This is a genomic window from Sandarakinorhabdus sp. (assembly GCF_041689835.1).
GTDB lineage: Bacteria > Pseudomonadota > Alphaproteobacteria > Sphingomonadales > Sphingomonadaceae > Sandarakinorhabdus.
This window is the reverse complement of the sequence record NZ_JBDNFM010000153.1, coordinates 17,850-27,047: the sequence shown is the minus strand read 5'-3', so window position 1 is coordinate 27,047 and position 9,198 is coordinate 17,850. Positions and strand designations below refer to the sequence as shown.

The window sequence follows — 9,198 nt, the reverse complement described above, 5'->3', positions numbered from 1 at the left end:
GCTGCACAAGCGCGAGACCGCCAGCCGCTGGTGGAGCTTTGTCAAGAACGCCCGCCGTCTGAAGCCCGGCGACCGGGTCGATTTCGGCCACGGCGGCGGCACCGTACTGGTTGGCGAGGTGATCGAGAAAGCCGATGAAGGCGGGGTGTTGTGGCAGTTCGAAACTGCTGGCCAGCCGCTCGAAGCCGCGCTCCACGCCGTCGGCCAGATGCCGCTGCCGCCCTATATCGCACGCCGGCGGGGCATCGATGCCCAGGATTTCAGCGATTACCAGACGCTTCATGCAGCCAAGGATGGCGCCGTGGCCGCCCCCACCGCCGGCCTGCATTTCACCCCGCACCTGTGGGAAGCGCTCGCTGCGGCCGGCGTGACGCGCGAAGCGGTGACGCTGCACGTGGGCGCCGGTACTTTCCTTCCGGTGAAGGTGGACAAGACCGAAGACCACCAGATGCACGCCGAATGGGGCAGCATCGATGCCGCCACCGCCGCCCGCCTGAACGCCGCCCGCGCCGCCGGCGGGCGCATCATCGCGGTGGGCACCACATCCTTGCGATTGCTTGAATCCGCCACCGACGAAGCTCGCATCATCCAGGCCTTTACCGGCGACACGGCGATTTTCATCACCCCCGGCTATCGCTGGCGCGCCATCGACGGCCTGATCACCAATTTCCACCTGCCGCGCTCAACGCTGTTCATGCTGGTCAGCGCGCTGATGGGCCTCGATGTCATGCGCGGCGCTTACACTTATGCAATTGATAGCGAATATCGTTTCTACAGCTATGGCGATGGCAGCCTTTTGCTGCCCTGAGAGTTTGGCCGGAATGAGTGTAGCCTTCACCAAGGAATCCGATGCCGAAGCGGTTGCGGCCGATCTGCCCGACCGGCCGATCCCGGCGCACCCGAATCTCGTCACGCCCAATGGCCTTGCCCTGATCGAGGCCGAACTGAGCAGCGCGCGCGCGGCTTATGCTGCTGCACAGGCCGGCGGATCGATCACGACCGACCGCACCGCCATGGCCCGCGCCACCCGCGATTTGCGCTATTGGTCAGCGCGCCGCGCCTCGGCGCAAATCATCGAAGCGCGGCCGCATGACGGCAGCATCGCGTTCGGCAACAGCGTCAGTTTTGAACGCGAGGATGGCCGCACCCAAACCTTCGCCATCGTTGGCGACGATGAAGCCGACCCGGCGCGCGGCAGTGTCAGCTATGTCTCGCCGCTGGCCCGCGCCATGATCGGAAAGAGCGTTGGTGATATCGTGACGCTGGCAGGGCAAGAGGTGGAGATCGTCGCCGTCGTTTAGGCCTTAACGCTCTGCGTCATCGTCAAATTAGCCAGAACAAGGACCGCGCTGCCGCTGATGTAGGCGTGCGCCGCCAGCCTGGGGCCGAGGCCATCGAGGCGCGACTTGGCTAATATGCCGGATGCCGCCGCCAACCCCAGCAGCACGATGGCGATGCGGTTACACCAGCGGGCGGCGGCGGGGCTGAACGGCCTGGCTGCGGCGCTTCGCCGGCCGGGGTGGCGCTCCCTTCAAAGCCGCGTATAACCCGGCGCAGTGAGCGATGATCTGCGCCTTGATCCGCGCGCCGACGAGGCGCCGGACGCGCTGGAAGAAGGCCGGTTGAGCCGGGCCTTTGTCAGCGACGTCGCTGCTGCACTGGACAGCGGCGACGATGAAGGTGTGCGTGCGCTGGTCAGCCCGCTGCACCCGGCCGACGTTGCCGATCTGTTTGCCGCCATCGATGCAAGTGCACGCGGGCCACTGGTCGATGCACTGGGCGAACTGCTGAACGCCGATGTCATTGCGGAACTTGATGATTATGTGCGCGAGGATGTGCTGAATGCACTTTCGCCCGGCGAAGTGGCCGAAGTCGTCACTCAGCTCGATACCGACGATGCAGTTGCGGTCATGGAGGATCTGGAAGCCGACGAGCAGCGCGCGGTGCTGCGCGCGCTGACGCCGGAAGACCGTGCCGACATCGAAGCCGCGTTGAATTACCCGGACGAATCCGCCGGCCGCCTTATGCAGCGCGAACTGGTCGCCGTCACCGAGGACATGGGTGTCGGCGCCGTGATCGAACGCATCCGCGCCAGCATCGATCCGGCGACAGACTTTTGGGAAATCTTCGTCGTCGATATCGCTGGCCGACCGGTTGGCACCATGCGGCTGTCGTGGCTGCTGACCGCTCCGCCCGACTTGAGCGTGGCCGACGTGATGAAGCGCGAGCAGACGCTGATTCCGGTCACCATGGACCAGGAAGAAGTCGCGCTGCTGTTCCAGAAATACGCGCTGATTTCAGCCGCCGTGGTTGATGCTGCCGGCAAGCTGGCCGGCGTGATAACGGTGGATGATGTGGTGCACATCATCCAGGCCGAAGCCGGCGAGGACGTGCTGAAACTGTCGGGCGCCGGCGATGGTGACATCAACGAGCCGGTGTTCACCACCTATCGCACCCGCTCGCGCTGGCTGGTCGCCAATCTGATCACCGGGCTGGTTTCGGCCAGCGTGATCGGCGCGTTTTCCGCCAGCATCGAGGCATTGGTGGCGCTGGCCGCATTGTCTCCCATCGTCGCCAGCGTGGGCGGCAATGCCGGCAACCAGACCATGGCGGTGACGGTGCGGGCGCTGGCCACCAACCAGCTCACCGAAAGCAACACCCGCCGCACCATCGGGCGTGAAATCCGCGTTGCGTTCCTCAATGGCCTCACGCTGGCGGCGCTGATGGCCATCGGCGTCACGCTGGTGTTCGGCAATCTCAACCTCGGGCTGGTGATCGGGTCGGCCATGTTGTTCAACATCGTGGTGGCCGGGCTGGCCGGCGTAATGGTGCCCCTCACCCTCGACCGGCTAGAGGCCGACCCGGCGGTGGCGTCATCGGTGTTCGTCACCATGATCACCGATTCCATGGGCTTCTTCGCGTTCCTCGGGCTCGCCACGCTGGTCGGCGTGCAATATTTGCGCTGATGTTGCACCTGACCAAGGTGGCGGCCGGCTGCCCCGATATCGAGACGTTGGCGGCGCGGCAGGCGCACTGGTGGGGCGCGGGCCGGGCCGGGGCGCACACCCGTTTCATGCCCAAACGCGCCGAAGAATTGATCGGCGGGTCGATTTTCTGGATCATCGGCCACCGGCTGGTGGCGCGGCAGGCGATCGTGTCCATCGCCATGGCCAGCACCGATTGGGGCCTGAAATGCGCGATCGAACTGCAGCCTGGCCCGGTGCCTATCAGCCCCCGCCCCTGCCGTGCCCACCAGGGCTGGCGCTATCTGGCGGCGGAGGACGCGCCGCCGGACTTCAACGGCAGCACCAGCGGCGATGTGGAGGCTCTGCCCGCCGGGATGGTGCGCGAACTGCAATCGCTGTGGCTGCTCTAGAGATTTAACACAGCCTTGACCTTTGGCTGTGCTGGCAGCATACAACAGTGCATGTTTTCCAACGACCGGCCTATCTACCGCCAAATCCGCGATTTGATCATCGATCGCATTCTTACGCTGGGTGACGGTGCCATGTTGCCGTCCGTGCGGGCGCTGGCCGCAGACGCCGGGGTAAACCCGCTCACCGTCGCCAAGGCCTATCAGGATCTGCAATCCACGGGCCTGGTGCGGGCGCGCAAGGGCGTTGGCCTGTTTGCCGCCGATGGCGCGGTGGGCAATTTGCTGATCCAGGAACGCCGCCAGTTCTTCACTGAGGAATGGCCCCGCGTGCAGGCCCGCATCACCCAGCTGGGGCTGGATGCGGCGGAACTGCTTGAACAGGCATGATCAGGCGGGCGCGGGCTCCCCCCACCATTTGTCTGTCACCATTTGTCTTCTGGCCACCACGGAAACACCTCCGCCGGCATGTGCTGGCTGACGGTATCGGGATAGGCCGGCGCTCGCTTTTCCAAAAAGCTGACCACGCCTTCCTTGGCATCGCCCGAGCGGCCGCGCATATAGACCATCTTGGAATCCAGTCGGTGCGCGTCCCATGGGCTGGGTGCGCCAGCCATGCGCCACAGCATCTGCCGGGTGAGCGCGACCGATACCGGTGCGGTGTTTTCAGCGATTTCCAGCGCCAAAGCGCGGGCGGCGGGCAGCAGATCTCCGGGGGCGTGAGTGGAGCGGGTGAGGCCGCCCTTTTCGGCTTCGGCGGCATCGAACACGCGGCCGGTCATGCACCATTCCAGCGCCCGCGGCAGGCCGACCAGCTTGGACAGGAACCAGCTTGATCCGGCTTCCGGCACGATGCCGCGCCGGGCAAACACGAAACCGAAACGCGCGGTATCGCTGGCCAGCCGCATGTCCATCGCCAATTGCATGGTGGCGCCGATGCCCACCGCTGGGCCGTTCACCGCCGCGATGACGGGTTTGAGGCTGCGGAAGATGCGCATCGTCACCTGGCCGCCGCCATCGCGGGTGGCGGGGTGGTGCCAATCGACGCTGCCATCCTCAGCCATGGGGCTGGCACTGCGCGCCCCGCCGAGCTTTTCGTAATCGAAGGTGGCGGCGCCGGCGCTGAGGTCCGCTCCGGCACAGAACGCGCGGCCGCGACCGGTGACGATGACGGCTTTTACGGCATCATTGGCGTCGGTTTCGTCGAACGCGGCAATGATCTCGGTCATCATCACGCCGGTGAAAGCGTTCAATTTCTCTGGCCGGTCGAGGGTGATGGTGGCGATGGGGCCGTCGATATCGAGGGCGATTTGGGTGTAGGTCATCTTACAGCGCCTTTTTCGGTGTTCACGGCGTCAAAGCGCCTCAATAATGGTGACATTGGCCAGCCCGCCGCCTTCGCACATCGTCTGCAGGCCCCAGCGCTTGCCGCGAGCGTGGAGCGCGTGGACCAGCGTGGTCATCAGCTTGGTGCCCGATGCGCCGAGCGGGTGGCCCAGCGCAATCGCGCCGCCGTTGACATTGAGGCGAGCATGATCGGCGCCCAGCGCCTGCAACCATGCCATCGGGATGGAGGCAAAGGCTTCGTTGACCTCGTACAGGTCGATATCGCCGATGCTCATGCCGGCGCGTTGTAGTGCCTTTTTCGTCGCACCGATCGGGGCTTCGAGCATGATAATCGGGTCTTCGCCCACCACGGTCATGGTGTGGATGCGCGCCAGCGGCTTGACGCCCAGCGCCTTCAGCCCGCGCTCGTTGACGATGAGCACGCCCGATGCGCCGTCGCAGATCTGGCTGCTGGTTGCCGCCGTCAGCCGGCCGCCATCGGGGTTGATCAGCTTGACGCCGCGTACGCCTTCGAGGCTGACATCGAAACGGATGCCTTCATCGCGCACGTGAACATGCGGGGCGCCGTCGTGCGTGATCACGTCGATGGGCACGATTTCGGCGTCGAACGCACCCGAGTTGGCTGCGCGAGCGGCGCGTACCTGGCTTTCATAACCAAATTCGTCGAGCATGTCCCTGGTCAGCCCGTATTTGGCGGCGATCATTTCGGCGCCGGTGAACTGGCTGAACTGGATGCCGGGATAGCGCGCCGCCATGCCGTCGCCATACGGCATGCCCATGCCTGCTTTGGCCGGCAGGCTGACCGTCATGCCCATCGGCACGCGCGTCATCGATTCAACGCCGGCGGCGATTACCACGTCCATCTGGCCGCTCATGACGGTGGCGGCAGCGAAATGGATCGCCTGCTGGCTGGAACCGCACTGGCGGTCGACCGAGGTGCCGGGCACCGATTCCGGCAGTTTGGAACTGAGCACGGCATTGCGCGCCACGTTGGTGCTCTGCTGGCCCCCCTGGCCAACGCAGCCCATGATGACGTCTTCGATCAGGGCCGGGTCGACGCCCGATTTTTCCACCAGCGCATCCAGCACCTTGCCGGCCAGATCGGCCGGGTGCCAATCGCGCAGCAAGCCGCCGCGGCGGCCACCTGCCGTGCGCTGGGCGGAAACGATATAGGCTTCGCTCATGATTCAAGCTCCCGTGTCTGGATTCGTCCAAAGGATTCGCAGCCAGCACTTTACGCCGCTCACCCCCTTGGGCATTGACGGACAAAATGATCAGGGAGAAGCGAATGCGCCGCCATTCGGGATATATCATGTTCGCACTGGCCTTGCTGGCCCAGCCGTTGGCGGCTGCGCCGGCCAGGCCGCCAGTGAAAAGGACTGCCCCCGTCAAGCGGACGGTGGCCAAACCCGCCGTGAAGCCCGCCGTGAGACCTGCTGCGAAACCTGCCAGGTTGGCCAACATCATCCCGGCGGCGCTGCCCGACACACCCGAAATTCAAGCCCTGCGCCGCGCTTTCCGTTTTGGCTTTGCGCCGTATGAAATGCTGCGCACGCGCCAGTTGCAGCTATCGCGGGTGGCCGCTGCCGGCCAAGGCGCAGGGATGGGCACGGGCGTCAACGCGCTGATCCCGCGGCTGACCTTGGCCGATGCCAGCATGCGCGACGTGACCACACCCAACAACGACACGCTGTACGCCTCGGCCTGGCTCGATCTTGCCCAAGGCCCGGTGTTCTTTTCGACGCCCGGCCTCAAACGCTATCACTCGGCGGCGCTGATGAGCATCACCAGCGATGTGCTGGCCGTGCTCGGCACGCGCAGCAGCGGTGCGAGCGGCGGCCGCTATGCCATTGTCGGCCCCAATTGGCGCGGTGATTTGCCGGCCGGAGTGGAAAGGGTGCGGTCGCAATCCAACGATGCGTGGCTGCTGGTGCGCGTGGTGGTGAACGGCGAAAATGATCTGGCCGCCGCCGCCGATGGCCTCATGCGCTTCACCCTTTCGGCGGTGGGCGGCGAAACGCCGCTTGAACTCAAGGTGCCCGCAAAGCCCGATGGCAAGGCGTTTCTCACCGCGGTGGGCACCGCGCTCGAACGGTCGGGGGATGCGCTGCTCATTAGCCGCGCGGCGCAATTTGCCGATCAGGGCATCGGCAAGGCGTGGGAAACGCTGACGCCGGAACAGCAGAAACTGTGGAACGACAGCCTGCCGGGGCTGATCCACGAACTGCGCGCCGGCCTCGCCGCTGGCGACAGCATCGACGGCTGGGTTTATCCGCCGTTCAATATGGCCGCTTACGGCGACGACGACGATCTGCGCGCCCGCGTGGCGCTGGGCGGGCTGGCGGCGCTGCCGCGTATCGAGGCCATCTATGTTTCGGCCCGCACCGACGGCGAAGGACGCACGCTGACCGGCGCCAAAAGCTGGCGGGTAAAGATCCCGGCGCGGTTGCCGGTGGGCGGTTTCTGGTCGCTGACCATGTATGAACAGCAGCCCGATGGCCGGCTGTTCTTTGTGCCCAACGCGCTGAACCGCTTTGCCATCGGCGACCGTTCGGACCATATCCGCCCCGAGCCCGGCGGCGGCATCGAATTGTTCGTCCAGGCGGCCAGGCCCAGCGGCGAGCGGGTGGTCAACTGGCTGCCGGCGCCCAAGGGCAATTTCGTGCTGATGTTCCGTGCCTATCTGCCCGGTGCGCCGCTGCTTGATGGCTCGCTGCGGCTTCCACCTGTCACCGAAGGCGAGATGATCCCGTGAGCAAAGCCGGCAAACATCTTTTCCTCGACGTCCTGCATTCGGAGGGTGTGGAAATCATCTTCGGCAACCCCGGCACCACCGAACTCCCGCTTTTGGATGCGTTCGTGGTGGAAGACCGGCTGCGCTACGTGCTTGGCCTCAACGAGGTGGTGGTGATGGGCATGGCCGATGGCTGGGCGCAGGCCACGGGCAAGCTTGCCGTGTGCAATCTGCACGCCGCGCCGGGCCTCGGGAACGCCATGGGCATGCTGTATAACGCCGCCAAGGCCGGCGCGCCGGTGCTGGTGACAGCCGGCCAGCAGGACATGAGCATCCGGCTGACCGAGCCGCTGCTGTGGGACGATCTCGCCGCCATGGCGCGGCCGTTGTGCAAATGGTCGTTCGAGGTGAACAGCATCGAGGAACTGCCGCGCGCGGTGCGCCGGGCGGCCAAGGTGGCGCTCACCGCCCCGACTGGCCCAGTGTTCCTGTCGATCCCCGGCGACGTGCTCACCGCGATTGCGCCCGAAGGATTGGACATCGGCGAACCCACCCGCATCGGCGCCGGCATGCGCGGGGACGTGGGCGAAATCGCCAAGGCCGCCGCCCTGATCCGCGCCGCGCAAACACCGGTGATCTTTGCCGGTGACTGCGTGGCAAACCGCGACGCCTTTGCCGAGATCGTCGCCTTTGCGGAAAGCGTTGGCGCACCGGTTTACATGGAGGGCATGGCCAACCGCGCTGCCTTCCCGTCCAACCACCCGCTTTATGCCGGCACCGTGCCGCGCATGACTCCGGCGCTGCGCAGCGTCATGCAACACCACGATCTGCTGATCAGCATCGGGGCCGACCTGCTGACCCAGAGCCAGGCGACCGGGGTGGAAGCACTTGCGCCGGGCACGCGCGTTGTGCATCTGGATGATGAACCGTGGCAGATCGGCAAGAATTTTGCTGCCTCCGCTGCCATCCAGGGCTGCCCCAAGGCAACGCTGCCGGAATTGACCGCGCTGGTGACCGGCTGCGGCGCGGCGCGGCGGACGGGAGTGGAGACGAAGATCGCCGAGGCCAAGGCTGCGCTTTTCGCCAAGGCGGAAGCGGCGATGGACGCCAGCCCGATGGACCCGATGGCCGTCCTGAAAAGGCTGGGCGAAGTGATGCCCGATGATGCCATCATCATCGAGGAGCTGCTGTCGTCCGGCATGAACATGGTGCGCCAACTGCTGCCCGCGACTCGCCCCGATTCATGGTTCGGCATGCGCGGCGGCGGCATTGGCGTGGCGTTGCCGCAGGCCGCCGCGATGCAACTGGCCCACCCCGGCCGGCCGGTCGTGGCGCTGACGGGTGATGGCAGCCTGATGTATTCAGCCGCCGCGCTGTGGACGTGCGCGCACTATAAATTGCCGGTGGTCACCATCGTCTTCAACAACAGCAGTTACCGCATCCTCAAACAGCGCACCCGCGCCATCGGCGATCACAGCGCCCGCGAAGGCGTGTTCGTGGCGATGGATCTGACCGAACCGGCGATCGATTTCATGGCGCTGGCGACGGCCCACGGCGTGAACGGCGTGCGGGCGGAAAGCATCCCCGCACTGATCGAGGCGTTCAAGGCTGCGCTGGCGAGCGACGCGCCGACGTTGATCGAAGTGCCGGTGGCGCGAGCACCCTGAACTTGGCGCCCCGATGTCCCCTCTCCCCTTGCGGGAGAGGGCGAGAGACGCCGAAGGCGGCCCGGCGTGAGGGGTGC

The 9,198-nt window shown here is 65.8% G+C and carries 9 protein-coding genes; 7 read left to right on the top strand and 2 right to left on the bottom strand.

Going from position 1 to position 9,198, the window contains the following annotated elements; translation table 11 throughout:
• The 5 genes from queA to ACESL8_RS08525 form a co-directional block, all read left to right on the top strand.
• Positions 1-808: tRNA preQ1(34) S-adenosylmethionine ribosyltransferase-isomerase QueA (gene queA / locus ACESL8_RS08545; RefSeq protein ID WP_372917822.1), on the top strand; the 808-nt coding region annotated here is incomplete at its 5' end.
• 13 nt (positions 809-821) lie between these two features.
• Positions 822-1,301 (top strand): transcription elongation factor GreA, encoded by a 480-nt coding sequence (greA, locus tag ACESL8_RS08540; protein ID WP_372917820.1) that lies wholly within the window; start codon positions 822-824, stop codon positions 1,299-1,301.
• A gap of 255 nt (positions 1,302-1,556) precedes the next feature.
• Positions 1,557-2,966: a magnesium transporter gene (mgtE, locus tag ACESL8_RS08535; RefSeq protein WP_372917818.1), complete on the top strand. Its 1,410-nt coding sequence runs from the start codon at positions 1,557-1,559 to the stop codon at positions 2,964-2,966.
• Complete coding sequence (locus ACESL8_RS08530; RefSeq protein ID WP_372917816.1) at positions 2,966-3,376, top strand: DUF1489 family protein; 411 nt, start codon at positions 2,966-2,968, stop codon at positions 3,374-3,376. The genes mgtE and ACESL8_RS08530 overlap by 1 nt, the downstream gene beginning before the upstream one ends.
• 51 nt (positions 3,377-3,427) lie before the next feature.
• Positions 3,428-3,763 (top strand): GntR family transcriptional regulator, encoded by a 336-nt coding sequence (locus ACESL8_RS08525; RefSeq protein WP_372917814.1) that lies wholly within the window; start codon positions 3,428-3,430, stop codon positions 3,761-3,763.
• Positions 3,764-3,798: 35 nt separating this feature from the next.
• On the opposite strand, the gene ACESL8_RS08520 is transcribed toward ACESL8_RS08525, so the two are convergent.
• The gene (locus ACESL8_RS08520; RefSeq protein WP_372917812.1) at positions 3,799-4,698 is read right to left on the bottom strand and encodes a crotonase/enoyl-CoA hydratase family protein; all 900 of its coding nucleotides are present in this window, start codon (positions 4,696-4,698) and stop codon (positions 3,799-3,801) included.
• Positions 4,699-4,728: 30 nt separating this feature from the next.
• Complete coding sequence (locus ACESL8_RS08515; protein ID WP_372917810.1) at positions 4,729-5,904, bottom strand: acetyl-CoA C-acetyltransferase; 1,176 nt, start codon at positions 5,902-5,904, stop codon at positions 4,729-4,731.
• A 128-nt stretch (positions 5,905-6,032) separates the two neighbouring features.
• On the opposite strand from ACESL8_RS08515, the gene ACESL8_RS08510 reads away from it, so the two are divergent.
• Both ACESL8_RS08510 and ACESL8_RS08505 read left to right on the top strand, forming a co-directional pair.
• Positions 6,033-7,475 carry a DUF1254 domain-containing protein gene (locus ACESL8_RS08510; protein WP_372917808.1) on the top strand — a complete coding sequence of 481 codons (1,443 nt, stop codon included), beginning with the start codon at positions 6,033-6,035 and terminating at the stop codon, positions 7,473-7,475.
• Positions 7,472-9,121 (top strand): thiamine pyrophosphate-binding protein, encoded by a 1,650-nt coding sequence (locus tag ACESL8_RS08505; RefSeq protein WP_372917806.1) that lies wholly within the window; start codon positions 7,472-7,474, stop codon positions 9,119-9,121. Before ACESL8_RS08510 ends, ACESL8_RS08505 begins: the two co-directional genes overlap by 4 nt.
• Positions 9,122-9,198: the final 77 nt, after the last annotated feature.